17 protein-coding genes are annotated in these 22,882 nt (G+C 52.2%); 9 read left to right on the plus strand and 8 right to left on the minus strand.

Annotation, left to right across the window (positions count from 1 at the left end):
• Positions 1-18: 18 nt before the first annotated feature.
• On the plus strand, positions 19-492 hold the full coding sequence (locus tag H6X83_RS00805; protein ID WP_212507306.1) for a hypothetical protein: 474 nt from the start codon (positions 19-21) through the stop codon (positions 490-492).
• On the plus strand, positions 489-2,375 hold the full coding sequence (locus tag H6X83_RS00810) for a serine hydrolase domain-containing protein (RefSeq protein WP_212507307.1): 1,887 nt from the start codon (positions 489-491) through the stop codon (positions 2,373-2,375). Before H6X83_RS00805 ends, H6X83_RS00810 begins: the two co-directional genes overlap by 4 nt.
• 137 nt (positions 2,376-2,512) lie before the next feature.
• Here H6X83_RS00810 and H6X83_RS00815 read toward each other — a convergent pair whose 3' ends face one another.
• Both H6X83_RS00815 and nifJ read right to left on the minus strand, forming a co-directional pair.
• On the minus strand, positions 2,513-4,204 hold the full coding sequence (locus H6X83_RS00815) for a S1C family serine protease (RefSeq protein WP_246419401.1): 1,692 nt from the start codon (positions 4,202-4,204) through the stop codon (positions 2,513-2,515).
• A 209-nt stretch (positions 4,205-4,413) separates the two neighbouring features.
• On the minus strand, positions 4,414-7,965 hold the full coding sequence (gene nifJ, locus H6X83_RS00820) for a pyruvate:ferredoxin (flavodoxin) oxidoreductase (RefSeq protein WP_212507308.1): 3,552 nt from the start codon (positions 7,963-7,965) through the stop codon (positions 4,414-4,416).
• Positions 7,966-8,302: 337 nt separating this feature from the next.
• On the opposite strand from nifJ, the gene H6X83_RS00825 reads away from it, so the two are divergent.
• From H6X83_RS00825 to H6X83_RS00835, 3 genes are all read left to right on the plus strand, one after another.
• Positions 8,303-9,655 carry a hemolysin family protein gene (locus H6X83_RS00825; RefSeq protein ID WP_212507309.1) on the plus strand — a complete coding sequence of 451 codons (1,353 nt, stop codon included), beginning with the start codon at positions 8,303-8,305 and terminating at the stop codon, positions 9,653-9,655.
• A gap of 177 nt (positions 9,656-9,832) precedes the next feature.
• Positions 9,833-10,381 (plus strand): QueT transporter family protein, encoded by a 549-nt coding sequence (locus H6X83_RS00830; RefSeq protein WP_212507310.1) that lies wholly within the window; start codon positions 9,833-9,835, stop codon positions 10,379-10,381.
• 193 nt (positions 10,382-10,574) lie between these two features.
• Positions 10,575-11,087 carry a GNAT family N-acetyltransferase gene (locus H6X83_RS00835; protein ID WP_212507311.1) on the plus strand — a complete coding sequence of 171 codons (513 nt, stop codon included), beginning with the start codon at positions 10,575-10,577 and terminating at the stop codon, positions 11,085-11,087.
• Between the two features lie 160 nt (positions 11,088-11,247).
• Here the strand turns inward: H6X83_RS00835 and H6X83_RS00840 are convergent, their stop codons facing one another.
• Positions 11,248-12,228 carry a dipeptidase gene (locus H6X83_RS00840; RefSeq protein ID WP_212507312.1) on the minus strand — a complete coding sequence of 327 codons (981 nt, stop codon included), beginning with the start codon at positions 12,226-12,228 and terminating at the stop codon, positions 11,248-11,250.
• A 27-nt stretch (positions 12,229-12,255) separates the two neighbouring features.
• The gene (locus tag H6X83_RS00845) at positions 12,256-12,732 is read right to left on the minus strand and encodes a CYTH domain-containing protein (RefSeq protein WP_212507313.1); all 477 of its coding nucleotides are present in this window, start codon (positions 12,730-12,732) and stop codon (positions 12,256-12,258) included.
• 317 nt (positions 12,733-13,049) lie between these two features.
• On the opposite strand from H6X83_RS00845, the gene H6X83_RS00850 reads away from it, so the two are divergent.
• On the plus strand, positions 13,050-14,522 hold the full coding sequence (locus H6X83_RS00850; RefSeq protein WP_212507314.1) for an alpha-N-arabinofuranosidase: 1,473 nt from the start codon (positions 13,050-13,052) through the stop codon (positions 14,520-14,522).
• A 103-nt stretch (positions 14,523-14,625) separates the two neighbouring features.
• Here H6X83_RS00850 and gpmI read toward each other — a convergent pair whose 3' ends face one another.
• The 4 genes from gpmI to H6X83_RS00870 all read right to left on the minus strand — a co-directional run bounded on the left by gpmI (position 14,626) and on the right by H6X83_RS00870 (position 19,299).
• A complete protein-coding gene (gene gpmI, locus H6X83_RS00855; RefSeq protein ID WP_212507315.1) occupies positions 14,626-16,140 on the minus strand; it encodes a 2,3-bisphosphoglycerate-independent phosphoglycerate mutase in 1,515 nt (504 codons plus the stop codon).
• A gap of 407 nt (positions 16,141-16,547) precedes the next feature.
• Entirely contained in the window at positions 16,548-17,318 is a 771-nt protein-coding gene (gene tpiA, locus H6X83_RS00860) for a triose-phosphate isomerase (RefSeq protein WP_212507316.1), read from the minus strand.
• A 106-nt stretch (positions 17,319-17,424) separates the two neighbouring features.
• The gene (locus H6X83_RS00865) at positions 17,425-18,621 is read right to left on the minus strand and encodes a phosphoglycerate kinase (protein WP_281391034.1); all 1,197 of its coding nucleotides are present in this window, start codon (positions 18,619-18,621) and stop codon (positions 17,425-17,427) included.
• 177 nt (positions 18,622-18,798) lie between these two features.
• Positions 18,799-19,299, minus strand: coding sequence for a tRNA (cytidine(34)-2'-O)-methyltransferase (locus H6X83_RS00870; protein ID WP_212507317.1), 501 nt, complete (start codon positions 19,297-19,299; stop codon positions 18,799-18,801).
• 289 nt (positions 19,300-19,588) lie between these two features.
• On the opposite strand from H6X83_RS00870, the gene H6X83_RS00875 reads away from it, so the two are divergent.
• The 3 genes from H6X83_RS00875 to H6X83_RS00885 all read left to right on the plus strand — a co-directional run bounded on the left by H6X83_RS00875 (position 19,589) and on the right by H6X83_RS00885 (position 22,807).
• Positions 19,589-19,777, plus strand: a complete 189-nt coding sequence (locus tag H6X83_RS00875) for a hypothetical protein (RefSeq protein ID WP_212507318.1) — start codon at positions 19,589-19,591, stop codon at positions 19,775-19,777.
• Positions 19,778-19,910: 133 nt separating this feature from the next.
• Positions 19,911-21,509 carry an MORN repeat-containing protein gene (locus tag H6X83_RS00880; RefSeq protein WP_212507319.1) on the plus strand — a complete coding sequence of 533 codons (1,599 nt, stop codon included), beginning with the start codon at positions 19,911-19,913 and terminating at the stop codon, positions 21,507-21,509.
• Complete coding sequence (locus tag H6X83_RS00885; RefSeq protein WP_212507320.1) at positions 21,509-22,807, plus strand: ComEC/Rec2 family competence protein; 1,299 nt, start codon at positions 21,509-21,511, stop codon at positions 22,805-22,807. Before H6X83_RS00880 ends, H6X83_RS00885 begins: the two co-directional genes overlap by 1 nt.
• The last annotated feature ends 75 nt before the right edge of the window (positions 22,808-22,882 follow it).

The raw sequence follows: 22,882 nt of genomic DNA on the forward strand, positions 1-22,882 counted from the left end.
GAAATGGAGGACTGACAAATGGAAACAGCGGTTCTTTACTGCGGTGCCCGCCGCACAGCATACTGCCAGGAGCTGCTGCGAAACAGCGGCTTTCAGATGGCACAGATTCACGCGGTGGGTGCTAACCCGGTTGGGCAGCTTGGCGGTCTGCTGGCGAAAAACAGACTGGTACTACTGCTGGGGCCGGAACGCAGCGGAGAACCAACTTTTGGCGGCCCATTTTTTCAGGCACTGCATGTTCCAATGCTGGAGGGCAGCCCACAGGGCGTACTGGTGCTGCACGGGCCAGACTGTATCGGATGGCTGATTGAAAGCCGGGAGCAGGCGGTTGCGCTGCTGCCGGACAGGCCGGAGCACCTCAGTTCCCTGTTGCCGGAGCTGTGGCTGCGGCTGCGGGAAAAATTTGAGCTGCCGCAGCCCGCGGTGTCCAGCCCCGCACTGAATTATGACAAGCTTGTAGAGCGGGCATTTGCCCAAAAGGAGCAGCCATGATGGTTGATTTTGTTTCCCAGATGAAAACTGTGAACCTGATGATGAGCCTGGTGCAGGGCAATCTGGAACGCTGCACACCGTATCCCTTTATCCCCTGCACAGAAAAGCCAATGCCTGACCGTTCCCTATACGGACTGGAAACCAGCACACCGGAGGCACAGGGAGTGGAAAGCGCGTGGCTGAATGGCTTTTTCTGTGCTTTGTACGATTGCAAAACCATTCATGTGCACAGTGTGGCGGTGCTGCGCCACGGCAAGCTGATTGCCGAGGGAAGCTTTAAACCCTACACGGCTGCCTACCCGCACATGCAGTTTTCGCTTTCCAAAAGTGTGGTTGGCATGGCGGTTGGCCTTGCTGTGCAGGAGGGACTGCTTTCCATTGAGGACAAGCTTGTTGATTTTTTTGCAGATGACCGTACGCTTTTTCGCAGCCAGAAGCTGGGGACTGTTACAATTAAGCATTTGCTCCAGATGACTGCCGGCGTAAAATATAATGAGATTTTCAGCGAAACTGACCGCGACTGGGTGCACGGCTATCTTTCCTCTGACTGTGCTTTTGAGCCGGGAACAGATTTTTATTACAACAGCATGAATTCCTATATGCTTTCTGCTGTTCTGGAAAAAGTGACGGGAATGCCACTGGTAGAGTACCTAATGCCGCGTTTGTTTGAGCCGCTGCAGATTCCCCGTCCGCGCTGGGACGTATGTCCTATGGGTATTACAAAAGGCGGCTGGGGGCTTTACCTGCGCACAATCGACATGGCAAAATTGGGACAGCTTTATCTGCAGAACGGACGCTGGCAGTGTGCGGACGGGCCGCGGCAAATCATACCGGAGCAGTGGGTCAGTGACAGCATTAACGGTATGGTGCAGACCAGCCCGAACAACCGTGACAGCGGCTACGGCTATCAGCTGTGGCGTTTTCCGGTGGAAAAGGCGTTTCAGTACAGCGGCGTGTATGGTCAGCATGTAATTGTGCTTCCGCATTTGGATGCGGTTGTGGCTATGACCAGCGGAAGCCAGACCTTTGTATCGGATGAAGCAAGCGAAATTACGAAAAAGTATTTTGCACGCGATGCAGAAGGTTTCCATGATGCACCGCTTCCGTCCAACATCCGCGCCCTGCGCAAGCTGAAAGAAACACTGGCACATTTGTATGCAGTCAAGGAAACAATTCCGCCCCAGCCGCCGCGCAGTGCGCTTCCATTTTTCCGCAGGGATAATCAGGAAGAACTGGCGCCGCGCCCGGTGCCGGAGTTTGCGAAACCGCTGGACGGCAGGATATACCGGTTGGAAAACGGTTACGGCTCTGTGATGCCGCTGGCACTTCAGATCTTCACCAATAATTTTCCGCCGGCCATGAATGAAGTGACTTTTGGCTTTACACCGGGGTTGTGCCATATTTGCCTGCGCTGCGGAGAAGAAAACAGTACCCTGACTGCCGGTTTGGAAAATGAGCCGTTTCGCAGCAACGTTACCTACAACGGTGAAACTTATCCGGTTGGTTCCTCTGCGCGGTTGACTACAGACGAAGACGACCGTCCGGTGTTAAAACTGTACATTTCCTTTTTGCAGTCACCGTTTACCCGCGTAATGAAATTTATTTTTTATGAGGATGCCGAAAAACTGCTGGTTCGCTTTGATGAGCAGCCGAGCATTTCCGAATCCACAGAAATGCTGCTCAGTTTGATGGGCGGCGGCAGTGGAATGCAGAAGCTCTTCAATGATGAAATGGCACAGAAAAAACTGCGCGGCCGCCTGACGGAAATATCGCTGCCCAAGCTGCACGGTGTTCGGGCTGACCTGCGGAAAGAGCAGGCAGAAATGAAAGCGGAAGTACCTGCTGTAGATACAGATAAAAGCAAAGCAGATTTATCCGAATAAATTGATTTTAAACAGAGCTGCGTTTTACGTGGCTCTGTTTTTTCTGCGCAAAAAGTAGAAAGGCAGCCCGGGTTGCCCCGAACTGCCTTTCAAGAGAGAGGAGAAATTTATGAAAAAAAGACTTGTAAGCAAATGAATTATGCGCTCTTGCCTGTCTGCGCTGTTAACTTGACCGAAACGGTGGTAGTTTTGCCGGTCTGCAGGCTGAGCAGGGTAAGCTTTACGGTATCTCCGGCTTTCTTCTTGGAAACAATGGAAGTAATTGTTCCGCTGGAAGCCACAGTCGTATCATCTATCTTGGTAATCATATCACCAACAGTAACGCCGGCCTTGGTAAGTTCGGTGCTTGTAATCTTTTGAATGACGAAGCCAGTGCTGGAAAGGCCGTAGATTCGTGCAGTCACGGAGTCAATCATACGGCCGCTGATGCCTAGAACCGCGCGGTCCTTTACATAACCGTACTGCTTTAGGCTGGAGATAATCGGCTGTGCATCATTGATGGGAATTGCAAAGCCCAAACCCTCAGCAGAAGTGCCGCCAACCTGTGTCAGTTTGCTGGAATTGATGCCGACAACCTGGCCGTACATGTTCACCAGTGCGCCGCCGGAGTTGCCGGGGTTGATGGCGGCATCGGTCTGGATGCATTCACGGCTGTAGCCGTTTTCATCGGTGATGGTGCGGTTCAAAGCGGAAACATTGCCGAAAGTAGCGCTCGAAACCAATTCGCTGCCGCCGGGGTTTCCGATTGCAACAACTTCATCGCCGATTTTCAGGTTACTGCTGTCACCAAATTCAGCGGCAGTCAATCCGGTTGCATTAATTTTGATTAGTGCAAGGTCGGTAACCGTGTCGCTGCCAATCAACTTTGCTTCGTAGCTTTTGCCATTGTTGAGTACGACTTTCAGTGCGGAGGCACTCTCTACGACATGGGCATTTGTCATGATGTAGCCATCGCTGCTGGTGATAACACCGGAACCTTCCCCTGCAGGGGAAAGGCTGCCGGACTCTTCAGAAGTGGAACCGGAGCTGGTGCCGCCGCTCTGACGGCCGTTCTGCTGGGTACCGCCATCCTGCCCGTAGCCGCCGAAATAGCTTGTATCATCATAGGCAGAGCCGTTCTGCTGGGTACTGGTGCCGGAAAAGTCAAGTCCGCTGGAGGTGTTCTGATAGTTCTGAACCAGTACAACACTGGGAATCACCTTTTCGGAGACTTGCTGCTTTGTTAGCACTTTCCCGCTGCCGGAAGCGGTAGAGGCGGCAGCACTGCTGGAACTGCCAATCATTTTTGTAATGGCAAATGCAGAATTTCCGGAGCCGTTTGAACCAAATTGCACAACGCCATTGTTCACCAGAGCCACAAAAACGCCGATGGAGCAGGCGGAAATCATGAACCCGCCGACGATGCCGGCTACTATGCGGACCCAGGCAGGTGAGCCTTTTTTGTCACGCGGCTTTTTCTTTTTGCTGCGGGGCTGTGCGCTGCTTGGATTCTGATACTGCGGCGGCTGCCAGGTGTTTTGGTGCCACACTGGCTCCTGCTGGGAACTGTCCGGCTGGCCGCTGGTTGTGTAGTCACTGTACGGCGGCTGCGACTGTGTGGTGCCGTAAGGCGGGGTGTAACTGCTGCCGTTCTGCCACTTCGTAGAAGGACTGGTGTATCCCTCCGGTGTGTAATCGTCGGAGTGGATGCGTCCGGAGTGGTAGCTTTCACCGCTCCAAACAGCGCTGCTTCCAGTGTTAGAATTGGCATTTTTTTCTTCGCTATTCACATCGCTGTGATTATTTGTATTTTCGTTGTCAATCGGTGTGTTGTTGTTGGGATCATACATAGTGCTCATTCCTTTCACTAAGTGGTTAAGATCCTGATTTCTCCTTGACTGTGATATTATTATGCCCAGACAATGTGAATACTGCGTGACGAATATCATAAAAGTTGATGATAAAAAGAATTTTTCGCCGCAGTGCTTTTGGAAAAAACAAAAAGGACCTTGCACATTGCTGCACAAAGCCCTTTTTATATATAGGATTCTGGAAAATCTTATTGTTTAGACAGTTCCTCGAGATGCTCGTAATCCTTCTTAGCATCATCTTCAGCAGCTGCAAACAGCTTTTCAGCGCGATCCGGGAATGCACGGGTCAGGCTGTTGTAACGAACTTCACCCATGATGAAGTCACGATAATTTGCTGTCGGAGCCTTGCTGTCGAGGTGGAACGGATTCTCACCGTTGTCAGTCAGACGCGGGTCAAAGCGGAACAGCTTCCAGTAACCAGCCTGAACAGCTTTCTTTTCCTCGGTCTGTGCAATGCTCATGCCGCCCTTAATGCCATGGTTGATGCAGGGAGCGTAAGCAATGATGATGGACGGGCCGTGGTAGCTCTCAGCCTCATGGAAGGCCTTGATGCACTGGTTCATGTCAGCGCCCATAGCAACATGAGCAACATAAACGTAGCCGTAAGTCATCGCGATGCCGGGCAGATCCTTCTTTTTGGTAGCCTTACCGGTTGCGGCAAACTGTGCAACAGCGCCAGCCGGTGTGGACTTGGAAGCCTGTCCGCCGGTGTTGGAATAAACCTCAGTGTCGAAGACAAGGATGTTGACATCTTCACCGGAAGCGAGAACATGGTCAACGCCGCCGAAGCCGATATCGTAGCACCAGCCGTCGCCGCCGAAGATCCACATGGACTTCTTAGCAAGGTAATCCTTGTCAGCCAGAGTCTTCTTGGAAAGCTCGCAGCCAGCTGCGGCAGCCTTCTCCAGCTCAGGAATGAGGGCATCGGTCGCTGCACGGTTGTCGGTGCTGCTGTCCTTGGTGTCAAGGTAGTTCTTGCAGGCAGCTTTCAGTTCGGCGGAGGTCTTGTCGCCGTTCATGATCTGCTCTACATAGCTCTGCAGACGGCCGCGGATAGCGTTCTGAGCCAGAGTCATGCCCAGGCCAAACTCTGCGTTGTCCTCAAACAGGGAGTTGTCCCATGCCGGGCCAAAGCCGCGCTTGTTGCGGGTGTAAGGAGTGGAAGGTGCGGAAGCGCCCCAAATGGAGGAGCAGCCTGTAGCATTGGCGATATACATACGGTCGCCGAACAGCTGGGTTGCCAGCTTTGCATAAGGAGTTTCGCCGCAGCCTGCGCATGCACCAGAGTACTCGAGCAGCGGCTGCTTGAACTGGCTGCCCTTAACGGTGGTTTCCTTAAACTTAGCGAGGACTTCGGGCTTTTCGTCAATCTTCAGACCGGCGTTAAAGCCTTCCTGTGCGAACAGCTCGGTATCCATAGGCTTCATGGTCAGAGCTTTTTCGCCCTTCATGCCCGGGCAGACGTTGACACAGCTGCCGCAGCCCTGGCAGTCATAAGCGGAAACAGTGACTGCGAACTTCAGGCCGGGCATACCAGTCATATCTTTTGTCTTCTGGCTTGCAGGCATCTTTGCGGCTTCGTCAGCAGTCAGAGCGACCGGACGAATAGCAGCATGCGGGCAAACGTAAGAGCAGAAGTTACACTGGATGCAGTTGTCAGGGTTCCATTCCGGTACATCAATAGCAATGCCGCGCTTTTCAAATGCAGCAGTGCCGGCGGCAACAGTACCGTCAGCCATGTCTACAAATGTGGAAACCGGCAGCTCATTGCCCTTGTACTTGTTGGAAGGAAGCAGAACTTCGTTTGCGTACTTCTCGGCATCCTTGTATTCGCAGGAAACCTTTGCAACCTTGGAGTTATCAGCAGCACTCTTCCAGCTTTCCGGCACGTTTACCTTGTGGTATTCCTTGGCGCCGCGCTCGATAGCTGCATGGTTCATGTCAACAATCTTCTGGCCCTTCTTGCTGTAGGACTTTGTAGCGGCATCCTTCATGTACTGGATAGCCTGGTCAGCAGGAATGACGTTTGCAATGGAGAAGAAAGCGGACTGCAGGATAGTGTTGATACGCTTGCCCAGACCGATTTCCTTACCAAGTTTTACACCGTCGATGGTGTAAAAGTTGATGTTGTGGTCAGCAATGTATTTCTTCATCTTGCCGGGGAGCTTTGCATCCAGCTCTTCATCGCTCCACTCGCAGTTCAGCAGGAAGCTGCCGCCGTCCTTAATGTCCTGAACCATGTCGTATTCATCGACATAGGAAGCCTTGTGGCAGGCAACAAAATCAGCCTTGCTGATGTAGTAGGTGGATTTAATCGGCTTGCTGCCAAAACGCAGATGGGAAACGGTCAGACCGCCGGACTTCTTGGAGTCATAGGCAAAGTAGCCCTGTGCATACATATCGGTGTGGTCGCCGATAATCTTAATGGAGTTCTTGTTTGCACCGACAGTACCGTCAGCGCCCAAGCCCCAGAATTTGCAGGAGTGGGTGCCTGCCGGGGTGGTGTCGGGATTCTCTTTGACTTCCAGGGACAGATGGGTTACATCATCGTTGATGCCGATGGTGAAGCGCTTCTTCGGCTCCTTGGCTTCCATATTGCGGTAAACAGCAACAATATCGCCAGGAGTTGTGTCCTTGGAACCGAGGCCGTAGCGGCCGGTGAACACCGGAGTGCCCTGGAACTGGGTGCCGGCAAGAGCAGCCAGAATGTCCAGATACAGAGGCTCGCCGATGGAGCCGGGCTCACGGGTGCGGTCCAGTACGGAGATCTTCTTGACAGTGCTGGGCATTACATCAAGCAGATACTTCGGTACGAACGGGCGATACAGATGAACCTTTACCAGGCCGACCTTTTCGCCTGCAGCGCACAGGTAGTCAACAACTTCTTCAGCAGCTTCGCAGACAGAACCCATTGCAATAATGACTTCTTCTGCATCAGGAGCACCGTAGTAGTTGAAAGGCTTGTAGTCAGTGTCAATCTTTGCGTTGACCTGATTCATATAGTCAACCACGATCTCCGGCAGATCATCGTAGTATTTGTTGGAAGCTTCGCTTGCCTGGAAGAAAATATCATCGTTCTGGGCAGTGCCGCGGGTAAACGGATGCTCAGGATTCAGAGAACGGCGGCGGAAAGCGTCAACTGCGTCGTGGTCGAGCATGTCGTCCAAGTCCTTGTAATCCCAGATGTGAATCTTCTGTACTTCGTGGGAAGTACGGAAGCCATCGAAGAAGTGCAGGAACGGCACGCGGCCCTTAATAGCAGCCAGATGCGCAACAGCACCCAGATCCATGGCTTCCTGCGGGCTGTTGGAGCACAGCATTGCAAAACCGGTCTGGCGGCATGCATAAATGTCGGAATGGTCGCCGAAGATGCACAGTGCATGGGTAGCCAGAGAACGGGCAGCGCAGTGGATAACGCCCGGCAGCAGTTCGCCAGCAATTTTGTACATGTTCGGGATCATCAGCAGCAGGCCCTGAGAAGCCGTGTAGGTTGTTGTCAGAGCACCGGCAGCCAGCGCACCGTGAACAGCACCCGCAGCACCGGCTTCGGACTGCATCTCTGTTACTTTGACCTTCTGGCCAAAGAGGTTCTCGCGGTCGGCAGCCGCATACTTGTCGGTCTCATCTGCCATCGGGGAAGATGGTGTGATGGGGTAGATGGCAGCGACATCCGTAAACGCATAAGATACATGCGCGGCAGCGGTGTTGCCATCCATGGTTTTCATTTTCCTAGAATCCATGAAATATTTTCCTCCTTTAGGAATGGTTGTATAGCCTAATGGTGTGCGGGCTTTCAAGCAGCACGCATTCCACCGTAAATTCTAACACCATTTTGACTTTGTGTAAAGTGGATTTGGCGGGCAGTGTGAAAAATTTGACGAAATTCTTCTTCTGTGAAATCCACAGTGCCCAAAGTAAGGGCGCACACCGGCACACGTTCTCCCGCGGCAGCGCGCTTTGGTTGACAGCAGCCCCGGCCATGCTGTAAAATAAACGCAATATGTTGGCTGCGCACGGATAGTATCCGCTGAAAATGCAAAAATATTGCAGCCTGTTTTGAAAGGGGATATCTTTTTTATGGCACCCGACCCTGACGGTACCGCATTTCCATGGGGCAGCCTGTTTCTGCTGGCTGTCCTGATTCTGATCAACGGCTTCTTTTCCGCAGCAGAAATCGCTGTTATTACGCTGAATGACAACAAAGTCAAAAGAATGGCGGAAAACGGCAATCGAAAAGCACAGACCATCATGAAGCTGACGGGAAACTCCAATCGATTTCTGGCAACGATACAGGTTGGAGTAACGCTTTCCGGCTTCCTTTCCAGTGCCGCTGCGTCGCAGAGCTTTTCTGCTATGCTGGCGGATGCACTGCAGGTCACGGGGCTTTCCCGTGATGTTCTGCAGGGGATTGCTTCAATCATCATTACGCTGATCATTTCCTACTTCTCGCTGGTACTCGGTGAACTGGTGCCAAAGCAGCTTGCCATCCGCCGTGCGGAAACGATCGCGTTTCGCTTTGCGGGTTTCCTGAACGGCTTGGCGACATTTTTTACGCCGCTTGTAAAATTGCTGACAGTTAGCACGACCGCTGTTCTGCGGCTGTTTGGCATTCGTCCCGGTCAGGATGACGAGGAAACCGTGACGGAGGAGGAGATTCGCCTGATGGTGGATGAGGGCGAGGAACGCGGTGTGATTGAGGAAACCGAAAAGGATATGATTTCCAATGTACTGGACTTTGACGACAACCCTGTTTCGGAAATGATGACGCACCGCACTGAAATCGCCGCCGTGGAGGATACCGATACGCTGCAGGAAGTGGTGCAGCTCTCCATGGAAAAAGGTTTTTCCCGCATCCCGGTTTACCATGAGGATTTGGATAATATTCTTGGCTTTATATATGTTAAGGATTTATTAAAATTTATTGGACATACACCGCAGGATGTGAAGCTGACGGACTTGATGCGCCCGGCAGCCTTTGTACCGGAAACGCAGTCCTGCAGCAAGCTGTTTCAGGAAATGACCGAGCAGCACCGCCAGATCGCCGTTATTGTGGATGAGTACGGCGGCACCGAGGGACTGGTTACGCTGGAGGATCTGCTGGAATCCATTGTGGGCAATATTCAGGATGAATATGACCATGAGGAGGAAGAGATACTGGAGGACGGCCCGAACCGCTGGTCGGTGGATGGTGCTCTTTATATCGACGAAGTGGAGGATTTGACTGGTGCGGTTTTGCCCGAAGGCGATTATGATACACTTGCCGGCTTGATGGTGGAACGGCTGGGCCGCATTCCGCAGGAGGGAGAGCACCCAACCGTGACCTGCGGCCAGCTGACGCTGACCGCCCTGCATGTACAGGACAGGCGCATTGAACGTATACAAATAAAAAAAGCAATTCCTGCGCAGCAGCAGGAAAGTGAAACGAAATAAATTTGAAAGCCGAACCGCGTTTTGAGGTTCGGCTTTCATTTGCATTTTTGTAAAGTTTCGTGTACAATGATATGCGCTGCCGAAAGGTTTCGGCGGGCGGTCCGTCGTGAGTTCCGGACCTAAAATATTTACTAGGGCAGCGCCTTTGCAGGGCACTGCCTACTGGAGGAATTAAATATGCAGAATAAGAAGATGCCTGTGCTGTATTTGGCACAGGCCGGGGTCATTGCGGCCATTTATGTGGTACTTACGTTTTTGGCAAACGCACTCGGTATTGGCTCCATGGCCATTCAGTTTCGTTTCAGTGAGATTCTCACAATCCTGCCGGTGCTGACACCGGCGGCAATTCCCGGTTTGGCTGTTGGCTGTTTCCTTGGCAACCTTGCCACCAGCCCGCTGGGACCGGTGGACTGGGTCTTTGGTACAGCCGCGACCTTGCTGGGGGCGCTGCTGTGCTACGCACTGCGGAACTTCAAGTGGAAAGGGCTGCCGATTGCCTCGTCACTCATGGCGGTGGTGTCCAACATGGTAATTGTGTCTTTTGAAATTACCTGTCTTGGCAACGGCACAACGCTTTCCTTCGCGAACTTCGGCATGAAAGCGTTCCTGCTGACCGCGCTTTCCGTCGGCATTGGGGAACTGGTGATGTGTTCAGCAGCCGGTTTGGTGCTGTATCACGCGTTGGAGCGTTCCCATGCGGCACAGCGGCTGTTTGCCGCGCACTGAAAAATTTTCAGGCACAGCCAACAATGAACTCATGAGAAAAAGCTGCCCTTTTGGGCGGTGCGTAATAGGGAAGCTTGGGCGGACGGCGATTGCTGTCCGCTTTCCTTTTCGGCGGCATCCTTGCAAGCAATAGGTTGCTTGACTCGACTTGTTCAAGGCAGGGTTACACTTTGTATTTTACACAGGAGGAGTTATGATCATTCAAACAGAACGACTGTATTTAAGGGAAATGGGACAGAAAGATTATCCGGCACTGAAAAAAATCCTGCAGGATCCGGATGTTATGTATGCATATGAAGGCGCTTTTAACGACCAGGAAACACAAGCGTGGTTAGATAAACAAATAAGCCGCTATCAGAAATTTGGGTTTGGACTGTGGGCGGTCGTGCTGCAGGAAACAGGTGAAATGATTGGCCAGTGCGGTCTTACAATGCAGCCCTGCAAGGGGAGAGAAGTCCTTGAAGTAGGCTATTTATTTCAAAAGAAGTTCTGGCACAAAGGTTATGCGTCTGAAGCGGCAATCGCTTGCAAAGAATACGCTTTTCATACATTAAATGCTGACGAAGTCTTTTCAATTATCAGAGATACCAATACTGCGTCCCAAAATGTAGCAATACGAAACGGGATGAAAGTTGTGGACAGATTTATAAAACACTATCGCAGTGTTGATATACCCCATTTTCTTTTTTCTGTTTCACGGACATAAGCATTGAAACACATGTGAACCTAAAAAATTGATTTGTGTATTTATTGTTTCACATATGTTAAAAAAGACTCCCAAACACTTTTTCGGTGATTGGGAGTCTTTTTCATTACTGAGTTTCCAGGAATTCAATCTGTGAAGCCACCAGTTTTGTGCGGCTTTCTTATTTTGCAGCTTCCGTAAAAACACGCAGGGCATTTTTCCAGCAGATTTTTTCAACTTCTTCAGATGGGAAGTACATGGCGAGCGCGTCCGCAAGACGCGGCAGACCTGCACAGTCGCCAAATTCCAATGTGGAGTCAATTCCGTCAAAGTCAGAACCGAGTGCCAGCGCATCAATTCCGGCTTTGTCGCGGATATAACGCGCGCACTGCACAATATCGTCAATTTTCGTATAGTTGCTGCTGAGTCCGTTTAAAAAATAGGCGTTAAAATTAATGCCGCAGACGGAGCCGGTTTCTCCGATAATGCGAAGCATATCGTCTGTCAAGTTGCGCGGGTGCTGACAGAGTGAACGCGCACAGGAGTGTGTTGCAGCAAACGGAATATGCGCTTCCCGCGAAAGTTCGGCGACGTCGTAAAAACCGCCGTCCGAAAGGTGGGAAACGTCCACCAGAATTCCAAGCTCCTGCATTTTCTGTACAGCGGCTTTGCCAAATGGTTTTAAGCCGCGTTCCATATCTGCAGGAATAGGACTGGCAGGGTAGCCAAGGCTGTTTTCATAGTTCCAGGTAAGCGTCATGACACGTACGCCTTTTTTGTACAGTGCGGCGATTTTGTGCAGGTCACCGTCCAGCAGGACGCAGTCTTCAATACTCAGAATTGCGGAAATGTGCCCGGCTTTGTCATTTTTTAAAATATCCCTGCCGGAAAGCGCCGGTGCAAGCAGTTCCTTGTTTGTTCGCAGTTCTTTCTGATAGCAGGTGTAAATCTGATCAAACAATTCCTGCGGTTTTGCCGTAATGCCGACTTCTGACGCTGCATCATAAGTTGGCAGGAAAGCAGCAAAGACTTGTGCCAGTGAACCGCTTTTCTGCAGACGCTTCAAATCCAGATGTCCCTGGTTGCTGTTGAGCCGAACTTTTCCGCCGGAGCGTGCAACCTGTGTGCTGACGGTGTCACAGTGTAAATCAAAAAAACGCATAGCGGAGTTTTCCCCCTTTTCAGAAACCTAATTTTCAGTGGACGCACAGCGGTTCCAGTAATCTGCCATGGTCCAGCCGGGTTCTTCTGTTACTTCCCGCCCAAGGCAGGCGGGCGGGTCAAAAGTATGGGCAGCATCCACACTGTCAAATTCTACTTCCGCATAGGCAAAAGCACCGGGTTTGCCGGTATCTACTTCGCTGTACTCCAAACGCAGTCCCTGCGGCAGTGCAAAAACAGTGTAGTCCTTGCGAATCAGGGGTTTGGTCAGCAAGCGGGAAAGCGCTTCAAACTTTTCCTGCGGAAGTTCCAGTTCGATTTCCTCGCGCACCAACGTGCCTTTTCCTTTGATGCACAAGCGCCAGCTGCTCTTTTCCCCGCAAAGCTTGCTGCGGATTCGTACCGTGGGGTGCGTGCTGAGGTAGCCTTGATAAAGAGTCGCTTCTTCCAGAACCGGAAGCCCCTGCGGTTTTTGTTTCATCAGCCATTTTCGTTCAATTTCCATTTGTGTGCCCTCCCTGCTTTTATTATGGCACAGGATTTTGCAGGTTGCAATCGCTTTCCACATTTTCACGCAGTGAAATCTAAGTAACGGTGTGCATTCCCTGACCAGGGATGGATTATCAGAAATCTGTTTGTCTTGTTTTGTTGTAATTGCATAAAATCCACCCTGAATTTTCAGAGTTTAAAATGCAAATACTATCTTGTAAATACATTAAGGAAGCAATATACTAAACTCATACGGACAAATACACATGCCTTTTTAGGGAGGCACCGTATTTGTCAGTAACATTTTGAGAAAACCGAAGGAGTGTGTCGAATATGAGCAGTATCACCATTGATGCAGCCCGCAAAGAGAGCAAAATCAACCGCAATATTTACGGCCATTTTTCCGAGCACCTGGGCCGGTGCATTTACAACGGCATTTTTGTTGGAGAGAACTCCAAAATTCCGAATGAGAACGGTATGCGCAAAGATGTTGTTGAGGCACTGCGCAATATTCAGATTCCGGTTCTTCGCTGGCCGGGCGGATGCTTTGCGGATGAGTATCACTGGAAGGACGGAATCGGCCCGAAGGAAACCCGCAAAAAGATGGTCAACACCAACTGGGGCGGTGTTACTGAGGATAACTCCTTTGGTACGCATGAGTTTATGGAGCTGTGCCGCCAGCTGGGCTGCCAGCCGTATGTCAACGGCAACGTTGGTTCCGGCACCGTGCAGGAAATGAGCGAGTGGATTGAGTACATGAACTTTGACGGCCTTTCTCCGATGACGGAGCTGCGCAAGGCAAACGGCCATGCAGAGGCATGGGGTGTCAAGTACTTTGGCGTTGGCAATGAAAACTGGGGCTGCGGCGGCAATATGCGTCCGGAATACTACGCTGATTTGTTCCGCCGCTACCAGACCTTTGCGCGCAACTACGGTGAAAACAAGCTGTTCCGCATTGCCTGCGGCCCAAATGTGGACGACTACAACTGGATGGATAAGGTCATGGCAAGCGCCGCACCGTTTATGGATGCCATTACCCTACACTACTATACGGTTCCCGGTAAGTGGGAAGATAAGGGCGCTGCAACCGGCTTTACTGAAAAAGAATATTATGCAACCCTGAAAAAAGCACTGTTTATGGAGGAACTGGTTTCCAACCATACACAGATTATGAACAAATACGACCCGAAGCACCGCATTGGCCTGATCGTGGATGAATGGGGCACCTGGTACAATGTAGAACCAGGTACAAACCCCGGATTCCTGTACCAGCAGAACACCATGCGTGACGCACTGGTCGCTGCACTGACCCTGAACATTTTCAACTGCCACAGTGACCGTGTGGTAATGGCCAATATTGCACAGATGGTGAATGTACTGCAGTCTGTTATCCTTACCGAGGGCGACAAGATGCTGCTGACCCCGACTTATCATGTGTTTGACCTGTACAAAGCACATCAGGACGCAACTCTGGTTGACAGCTATGTGGAAACCGGAAAAGTCGGCAACGAAAACGAAGAGTTCCCGCAGATGAGCGTTTCCGCTTCCGTTGACGAAAAAGGTGTACTGCACATCACAGCGGCAAATGCTGCACTGACAGGTTCTGAACCGGTCGAGTGCCGTATCCTGAACAAGGCCGCCGCCAAAGTCAGTGGCCGCATTCTGACCGGCGCGATGGATGCATGCAACACCTTTGATGCACCGAATGCTGTGAATATTGTGCCGTTTGAGGATATTGCAGTAAAGGGCGATACACTGACCTTTACCATGCCTGCCTGCAGCGTTGTGGAAATTACAGTAGAGTGAACTTGAATTTTTAACAGAAATATAAAAGGAAGCATCTCTTTACTTGTCTGTAAGGAGATGCTTCCTTTTTGTTCTTTGAATTGATTAAAAAATGCTGTTGCTTTTAGAAAATCAAGCTCTTGCCGGTCATTTCCTTCGGTTGCTTTAAGCCCATAATCTGCAGCATGGTGGGAGCAATGTCTGCTAGGCAGCCGCCCTCGCGCAGTTTGCAGGGGTAACCGACAACACAGAACGGAACCGGATTGGTGGTGTGTGCGGTAAAGGGCTTGCCGTCCTTTTCCATCATCTTGTCCGCGTTGCCGTGGTCAGCAGTGATGAGCGCTACGCCGCCCATGTCGGCGATTGCGTCTGTAACTTTGCCGACGCAGGTGTCAACGGTTTCCACAGCCTTGACAGCGGCTTCAAATATGCCGGTGTGGCCAACCATGTCGCAGTTCGCAAAGTTCAGAATAATCATATCGTACTTGCCGGAGTGAATGGCATCCACCAGTTTCTCGGTGACTTCCGGTGCGCTCATTTCCGGCTGGAGGTCATAGGTTGCAACTTTCGGGGACTTTACCAGAATGCGGTCTTCACCCGCGTATGGTTCTTCGACACCGCCGTTAAAGAAAAATGTCACATGGGCATACTTCTCGGTTTCGGCAATGCGCAGCTGCTTCATGCCCTGATTGGAAATGTACTCGCCAAGGGTGTTGGTCAGCTTTTCCGGCGGGAAGGCGACCGTTACATTCGGCATTTCCGCGTCATATTGGGTCATTGTAACGTAAGTGACCGGGAAGAAGCCGTTTTTACGCTCGAAGCCGTCAAATGCACTGTCCACAAAGGAACGGGTGATCTGGCGGGCGCGGTCAGGACGGAAGTTTGCAAAGATGATGGAATCGTTTGCCTTAATCGTACCTTCTTTATCGATTACGGTCGGCAGGACAAATTCATCAGTGGTGTCTTTGTCGTAGGAGTTCTGAATTGCTTCTTCCACAGTAGCGGCTGTTTCACCAACGCCGTACACCATTGCGGAGTAAGCTTTGTTCAGACGGTCCCAGTTCTTGTCACGGTCCATCGCGTAATAGCGGCCGGAAACCGTGGCAATTTTGCCGATGCCGATTTCTTTCAGCTTTGCATCGCACTGTGCGGCGAAATCCTTGCCGGACTTCGGCGGTACGTCACGGCCGTCCAGGAATGCATGCAGATACACCTTGGTCAGACCGGCCTTTTTCGCCAGTTCGACCAGCGCCAGAATATGAGTCAGATGGCTGTGTACGCCGCCGTTGGAAAGCAGGCCGAAGATGTGCAGGGCACTGCCGTTCTTTTTGCAGTTTTCGACAGCTTTGGCGAAGGCGGTGTTTGTAAAGAAATCACCGTCCTGAATGGATTTGGTGATGCGGGTCAGTTCCTGATACACAACGCGGCCTGCGCCCATATTGGTGTGGCCGACTTCACTGTTGCCCATCTGACCGTCCGGTAGACCGACGTTCAGGCCGGAAGCACCAATTTGTGTGTGCGGGTTTGCAGCGAACAGACGGTCAAGGTTTGGTTTGTTTGCGGCAGCAATGGCGTTGCCCTCTTTCGGGGCGATGCCGAAGCCGTCCATGATCATAAGGATAACCGGTTTTTTTGCCATGTTTTTTATCCTTTCTGAGAATAAAATTAAAATTAGAAGTAACTGCTTTTCTGTGCTGCCCTTGCAGTAAAAGTTCCGCCCGCCCTTTCAAGGGCGGTGAGTGTGGGCGAAGCCCACGGCCTTAGCCCTTGACCGTAAAGCCCTTTTGTGTAAAAGGGAAAACAGGCGGCATTCCCTGCGGCGGCGAAGCCACGCCGCAAAAAAGCAACCTTAAAACAGCTTCAGAATTGCCGAAGTATAAGGGCAAGACCTAGGGAGCCTGACTTGCAGGCTCCCTAGCCTGCGAGCGCTTCTAAGGATGCTAAGGGCAAAGATCAAGAAATAAGGTCGTGGCGGGCGTTGCCCCCACATCCCTAGTCGCTTTCTCAGAAAGCGACGGAAAGTAATGTAAAGGCGGGTACTGTTTTTTAGCCCTCTGTTGCAGCTTTCACGATAGCGGCGAAGTCTTCCGGTTTCAGGGATGCACCGCCGATGAGGCCGCCGTCTACGTCCGGCTTTGCCAGCAGTTCTGCAGCGTTGCCAGGCTTCATGGAACCGCCGTACTGGATGGTCATGGCATCGGCAGCAGCTTTGTCATAAACAGCGGCAACGGTATCACGGATGGTCTTGCAGACTTCGTTGGCCTGCTCGTTGGTTGCAGTCTTGCCTGTGCCGATTGCCCAGATGGGTTCGTAAGCAATAATAATGCGGGACAGCTCTTCTTTGGAAACGCCGCCGAGTGCAATCTTGGTCTGCAGTGCAACCAGCTCGCTGGTAACGCCCTGTTCGCGCTGCTCAAGGCTTTCACCAACGCAGAGGATAACAGTCAGACCGGCGTCCAGTGCGGCGCGGATGCGCTTGTTGACGGTTTCGTTGGTTTCACCAAAGTACTGACGGCGTTCACTGTGGCCGATAATAACGTACTTTACACCCATGGAAGCGAGCATTTCAGCGGAAACTTCGCCGGTGAAAGCGCCGCTCTTTTCCCAGTGGCAGTTTTCGGCACCGACACCAATGTTGGTGCCTTTTGCGGCTTCCAGCACAACGGAGAGGTCAACGTAAGGTACGCAGCATACAACGTCGCAGCCTGCGCTCTTGACCAGCGGCTTAATGCTTTCAATCAGTGTTTTTGCTTCAGCGGGGGTCTTGTTCATTTTCCAGTTTCCGGCGATAACAGCTTTACGGATTGCTTTGTTCATGGGAATCGCTCCTTTTTCATGTATCGCAGGCAAAACGCCTGCATGATTTTAGATGGTATAAAAACACAAAAGGGACGGGGCACAGCCCCGCCCCTTGCGGCAGAAATCAGTCTTTTTCGTTCAGGCAGGCAATGCCGGGCAGAACTTTGCCCTCGAGGAATTCAAGGGAAGCGCCGCCGCCGGTGGAGATGTGGGTCATCTTGTCAGCAAAGCCGAGGTTTTCAACAGCTGCTGCAGAATCGCCGCCGCCGATGATGGAAATCGCGTTGCTGTTAGCAACTGCCTTTGCAACTGCAATGGTACCGTTTGCAAAGTTCTTCCATTCGGAAACACCCATCGGGCCGTTCCAAACAACGGTGCCTGCGCCTGCGATTGCTTCTGTGAAAGCTTTGCAGGACTTCGGACCGATGTCCAGACCCATCCAGCCTTCCGGAATAGAATCGGAAGGAGTTGTCTGGAATTCGGAATCAGCGGAATATTCCTTGGCAACCACATTGTCAAGCGGAATCAGGAACTTAACGTCCTTTTCTTTTGCTTTTGCCATGATGTCTTTTGCGACATCAATCTTGTCCTGTTCGCACAGGGAGGAACCAATGCTGTAGCCAAGTGCGTTCATGAAAGTGTAAGCCATGGCGCCGCCGACGATGAGGGTGTCAACCTTGTCCAGCAGGTTGGTGATAACACCGATTTTATCGGAGACCTTTGCGCCGCCCAGAATTGCAACAAACGGGCGCTTCGGGTCCTGCAGAGCCTTACCCATAACGGAAATTTCCTTCTGGATCAGGTAGCCGCAAACGGCGGGCAGGTAATCAGCAACACCGGCTGTGGAAGCATGTGCGCGGTGAGCAGTACCGAAAGCATCATTGACATAGATTTCAGCCATGGAAGCCAGCTCTTTTGCAAAAGCCGGGTCATTCTTTTCCTCTTCCTTGTGGAAGCGGACGTTTTCCAGCAGCTCGACCTCGCCGTCTTTCAGGGAAGCGGCAATACTCTTTGCATCTTCGCCAATAACGTCTTTTGCCATCTTCACTTCTTTGCCGAGCTTTTCGGAAAGACACTTGGCAACCGGAGCAAGGGAATACTTCATGTTGAATTCGCCCTTCGGACGACCAAGGTGAGAGCAAAGGATGACTTTCGCGTTATGGTCTACCAGATATTTAATGGTAGGCAGAGCACCGTCAATGCGCTTTGTGTCGCTGATATTGCCTTCACCGTCGAACGGGACGTTGAAGTCGCAGCGGACGAGTACCCGTTTGCCGGCGACATCAATATCTTCGACGGTCTTTTTGTTCAGGTAGTTCATGGGATACACTCCTTTTTGATATTTGGCGTAAAAAATAGAAATACATGTAGAAAGCCTTTTCGTACAGGATAATTATACAACACAGATTGTCCATTTTCAAGGATTTACCGATGTATTGCGCAAAAATTGTTGAAATTTTCACAATCTTTGCGGGAAACAAGGCAACAATTATTTGTTTTACCAATGCAGATGGTGCAGCTGTCCTTCGCAGAGCATGTCCGGATACCCCCACTGACGTAAAACTTCGTAGGCGGCAATGGCGGCGCTGTTGGAAAGATTTAGGCTGCGTGCGTCCGGATGATTGCGCATCGGAATGCGCACACAGCTTTCGGAATTTGCTTTCAGAAGTTCTTCGGGCAGGCCGGCAGTTTCCTTGCCGAATACCAGATATGCACCATCCGGATACTGTACATCAGAATGAATGTGCTGCGCCTTGGTGGAGAAATAATAATACGGGCCTTTGTTTTTTTCAAAAAAATCCTGGAGACTGTCATAATAAGAGATGTCCAGCAGATGCCAGTAATCCAGCCCGGCACGCTTGAGCTTGCGGTCATCGATTTTAAAGCCCATCGGCCCAACCAAATGCAACCGCGCGCCGGTCAGCGCACAAGTGCGTGCAATATTTCCGGTGTTTTGTGGGATTTCCGGTTCAACTAAAACCAGATTCAGTGTATGCATAATGCTTTCTCCGTTTCGCAGTATATAGTATGTGCTGTTTTCGCTTGTTTTTTCAAACAGCATTTAAACAGATTATAATACAAATTTATACAAAAGCAAAATCGGCAGGAACTTCCGCGCATGCACATGTACTGTAAGGGGAAAACTGTTTTGCAGTTGGAAAATAATTTTTGGAAGAGTCAGACAGTCTGCGCAATATTTTCAGCAGATAAAACACATCCGGGAGGGTATGCTTATGATGGGGCTTATCATAATAGGCACCGCAATTTTAACGGGGAGGGTTTTGCGTATGTTCAGAAGTACAGCGAGCATGATGAGAGGCATTGGTCTGGGCGTTGCAGTGGGCGTTGCCGCGGCAGTTTTTGCAGGAAAGGCAATGGAGAATGACCATCGGCTTCGCCGGCGGGCAAACCGGGCAAAAAGTGCAGTGACCGGCCTGATGGATGAAGTGGGACACGCGGTCGGTGCAAGGATGTAAAACCGAAACCGAAACAAAAGGCCGCTGGGCTGTGCAGAACTGCTGCATGGTTCAGCGGCCTTTTCCTGTTTTAAAAGTAAAAATGCTTGCATACGCAGTGCGGATTTCCTATAATAAAAAGGAATAACGACATATGGGAAAGAAGGGTGCCACATTGGGCGACAGAATGTTCTATTCCGTCACCAGCAGACAGCTGCGGGAGGATGACCGTGAACTGCTGGCACAGGTGCGCCGGGCTTATTTTGAGAAAGGCACACCGCAGCACGGCCGTACCGCCGCGGAAACGTTTGGCGCAGATGACACGGCAAAGTACCGCATCACCCGCCACAGCATGAAGTGGGAGCTGACCTCCGGCGGACGTACCCTGCAGCGTGCAGTGCCCGCCAGTGAGGGCGGCTACGCTGTGCTGACGTGGGATGGCGCCGGTGACTTGCGGGAAAAGGCGGGCTTTGACCGCCGCCATATCTGGCTGCGCTCTGCGTTTTACCGCGGAAACCCCAAGCGTCCGGAATTGCTGTTGGAACCGGAGGGCGAGGAGCTGAATTGCCTGCGGTATGATGACCGTATCGGCAAGTACCGGCGTACCCGTCTTTTCCCGTATCCAATGGAGAAAACAGACACCGCGCGGATTTGGATGGACAACGAGGCCGGTACACCGGATATAGAAGCGGATACCAGCGACGGCCGGTTTTACTACTGCACCAAACAGGAACTTGCCGCCCGAAAAGCTGCGGCGGCACGCCGTGATAACGCGGAGGCTGAGGATGTACCCAGTTGGGACACAACGCCTGCCGTACCGATTCAGTTCCAGTTTGTGCGCAACGAGCATGTTTTGGACGAAGCAACCGCACCGCAGCCTAATCTGGAGCTGGAAAGCGAGGACGGTCCGCTGCTGCTGGAAGTGGAGGAGCCGCATTTCCTGCCAGTGCTGGATTTGGAGGACTGCATCGTTGATACCGAACTGCCGGACGAACCGGCTGTAATTGAAGAGGATGTTGCGCCGGTACCGGTGGTTTTTCAGCCCGCAAAGGTGTCCGCCGCGCCTGCACCACAAGAGGAGCTTCCCCGTATTGAGGAAAAGGCGGATGCCCTGCGCCCCGATAAGTACATAAAAGTAAGCGAAACGGAAAACTACCTCTACTTCGGTCCGCTGCAGGATGGCAAACGGCAGGGGCAGGGCCGTACCCAGATGCAGAGCGGCCACACCGCCTACGAGGGCGGCTTCGCCGGCGACAAGCGCGACGGCTTCGGTACCTATTATTATAAGTCCGGCCGGCTCTGCTATGCCGGAAACTGGCAGCAGAATCAGCGCAGCGGCCTTGGTGTCAGTTTCAGCGCGCGGGACGGTTCCCTGTTTGTCGGGCAGTGGGAGAACAATACTCCGACCGGCCTCGGCACAGCTTTTGACAGCGATGGCGTACTTTCCTACTACGGCATGTGGCTGGACGGCCGCAGGGACGGCCACGGCACTGAATATTTTAACGGAAAAGTTTTGTACGAGGGTGCTTTCCGCAATGACTGCTACAGTGGGAAGGGCTGCCTGTACCTTTCCGAGGGCGGTACCTTGACCGGCACGTTCCGCAGCGGTTTCGCGGACGGTTCCTGCGAGGAGCGCGACGCTGCCGGCAAAACCGTGCGTACCGGCGTGTGGCAGCACGGCGAATTTGTCAGCGGCGTGTGCTACCGCGACGGCAAACCCGCCGAAATTGTTGTAAAGAAGGACGAAAACTGATGCACTGGGTTGACCTGCACAATGTGGAGTACGGCGAATGTATCGCGCTGGGCACCGGCCCGCGCAGCATGCTCATGGTGGACTGCGGCAGCTTGAACACTACCATCCGCGAGGGAGAACGCAATTTTAAAGACTTCGCAACCCATAGCCTGACGGCACGCTACAGCGGTGTGCCGCATCGGGCTTTTTTGTTAACGCACTACCACCGCGATCATTCCTGCGGACTGTGGGATATTTTGGACGCCCGGCCGGATTATTTTGAAGAACTGTACCTGCCCTGCTCCCCTTGTGACGAGCGCGGTCTGCCGCTGCTGCTGGAATTTGCGCTGTTTGCCTATGTGTTTCTGCCGCGGCAGGGCTTCTGCGGGCAGGTGAGCACCGGGGCGCTCAAGGCCTTTTCCCGCGTGCTGCGCCAGACCCGGCAGGGGACTGCCTATGCGCTCGGGCAGGGGGATACTTTTGTTTCCGGCGATGTTACCTATGAATGTCTGTGGCCGCCGCGGCAGGACTTTCCCTTTGAGGATCGTTTTGTAGATGCCGTGGAACGTCTGCATCTATGCGTGGAGTCGCCGTATCAGCCGGGTGCGTATTTGCTGCGGCAGTTCCTTGATTTGCTGTATGAATTTTGTAATTTATATGTCGAGTTCTGCACAAAATTTCCGGTCAGCAGCGCGGATGCTTCCCGCACGCTTGCCGTACTGAACCGCATTGATGACCTTGCGCCCTCGCTGTGGCGCCTGCCTGCTGCCGTGGATGTGCGTGCGATACTCGAAAACCAGTCGGTACGCGAGGCCTACAGCAATCAGGTGAATGCCGCTTCCATTGTGTTTCAAAACTGCCGCGATACAGAGGACGCCACCGACGACATTCTCATGACCGGCGACGCAACCCCCGAAACCATCGCTGCGGTGGAACCATTGCTGTACCATGATTATTACATATTAAAAGCGCCGCATCACGGCACCGCCAGCGCCGTTTCTCTTGTGCTGACGGGGCTTTCTGCCGCGCATGTGCTCATTTCCTGCGGCGAAGACCCCGGCGGCACCCGCCAGATTGCCGCCGACTGGGCCGCCATGCCCGCCATGAAGCACTGCACCGGCGGCAGCTGCGCCTTTCTGGAGGAAAGCGGCTGCTGCTGCACCCGCACCGCAGTCTGCTGGGACAGCGGCGGCGGGGGACTCGCCGGCGGCTTGGCGCTGCGCTGCCCGGGCAACCGCAGCGGCGAAATTCCCTGCGGCATCCGTGTGGTAGGCACTGCAGAGTACGGCTGCATCTGCGACACAGGCGCTCAGGAATAAAAATTGTGGTAAATATGCTGATATTTATAAAATTTCTGTGAGAAAATTTTAAATAAATCTTTGCAATTCTCGGCA

It is taken from the genome of Caproicibacterium amylolyticum, from assembly GCF_014467055.1.
GTDB classification, from domain to species: Bacteria; Bacillota; Clostridia; order Oscillospirales; family Acutalibacteraceae; genus Caproicibacterium; species Caproicibacterium amylolyticum.

What these genes read in the sequence shown, in the direction of transcription:
- H6X83_RS00805 (WP_212507306.1), top strand. Translation starts at nt 19, where the DNA reads ATGGAAACAGCGGTTCTTTACTGCGGTGCCCGCCGCACAGCATACTGC.
- H6X83_RS00810 (WP_212507307.1), top strand. Translation starts at nt 489, where the DNA reads ATGATGGTTGATTTTGTTTCCCAGATGAAAACTGTGAACCTGATGATG.
- H6X83_RS00815 (WP_246419401.1), bottom strand. Translation starts at nt 4,204, where the DNA reads ATGTATGATCCCAACAACAACACACCGATTGACAACGAAAATACAAAT.
- nifJ (WP_212507308.1), bottom strand. Translation starts at nt 7,965, where the DNA reads ATGGATTCTAGGAAAATGAAAACCATGGATGGCAACACCGCTGCCGCG.
- H6X83_RS00825 (WP_212507309.1), top strand. Translation starts at nt 8,303, where the DNA reads ATGGCACCCGACCCTGACGGTACCGCATTTCCATGGGGCAGCCTGTTT.
- H6X83_RS00830 (WP_212507310.1), top strand. Translation starts at nt 9,833, where the DNA reads ATGCAGAATAAGAAGATGCCTGTGCTGTATTTGGCACAGGCCGGGGTC.
- H6X83_RS00835 (WP_212507311.1), top strand. Translation starts at nt 10,575, where the DNA reads ATGATCATTCAAACAGAACGACTGTATTTAAGGGAAATGGGACAGAAA.
- H6X83_RS00840 (WP_212507312.1), bottom strand. Translation starts at nt 12,228, where the DNA reads ATGCGTTTTTTTGATTTACACTGTGACACCGTCAGCACACAGGTTGCA.
- H6X83_RS00845 (WP_212507313.1), bottom strand. Translation starts at nt 12,732, where the DNA reads ATGGAAATTGAACGAAAATGGCTGATGAAACAAAAACCGCAGGGGCTT.
- H6X83_RS00850 (WP_212507314.1), top strand. Translation starts at nt 13,050, where the DNA reads ATGAGCAGTATCACCATTGATGCAGCCCGCAAAGAGAGCAAAATCAAC.
- gpmI (WP_212507315.1), bottom strand. Translation starts at nt 16,140, where the DNA reads ATGGCAAAAAAACCGGTTATCCTTATGATCATGGACGGCTTCGGCATC.
- tpiA (WP_212507316.1), bottom strand. Translation starts at nt 17,318, where the DNA reads ATGAACAAAGCAATCCGTAAAGCTGTTATCGCCGGAAACTGGAAAATG.
- H6X83_RS00865 (WP_281391034.1), bottom strand. Translation starts at nt 18,621, where the DNA reads ATGAACTACCTGAACAAAAAGACCGTCGAAGATATTGATGTCGCCGGC.
- H6X83_RS00870 (WP_212507317.1), bottom strand. Translation starts at nt 19,299, where the DNA reads ATGCATACACTGAATCTGGTTTTAGTTGAACCGGAAATCCCACAAAAC.
- H6X83_RS00875 (WP_212507318.1), top strand. Translation starts at nt 19,589, where the DNA reads ATGTTCAGAAGTACAGCGAGCATGATGAGAGGCATTGGTCTGGGCGTT.
- H6X83_RS00880 (WP_212507319.1), top strand. Translation starts at nt 19,911, where the DNA reads ATGGGAAAGAAGGGTGCCACATTGGGCGACAGAATGTTCTATTCCGTC.
- H6X83_RS00885 (WP_212507320.1), top strand. Translation starts at nt 21,509, where the DNA reads ATGCACTGGGTTGACCTGCACAATGTGGAGTACGGCGAATGTATCGCG.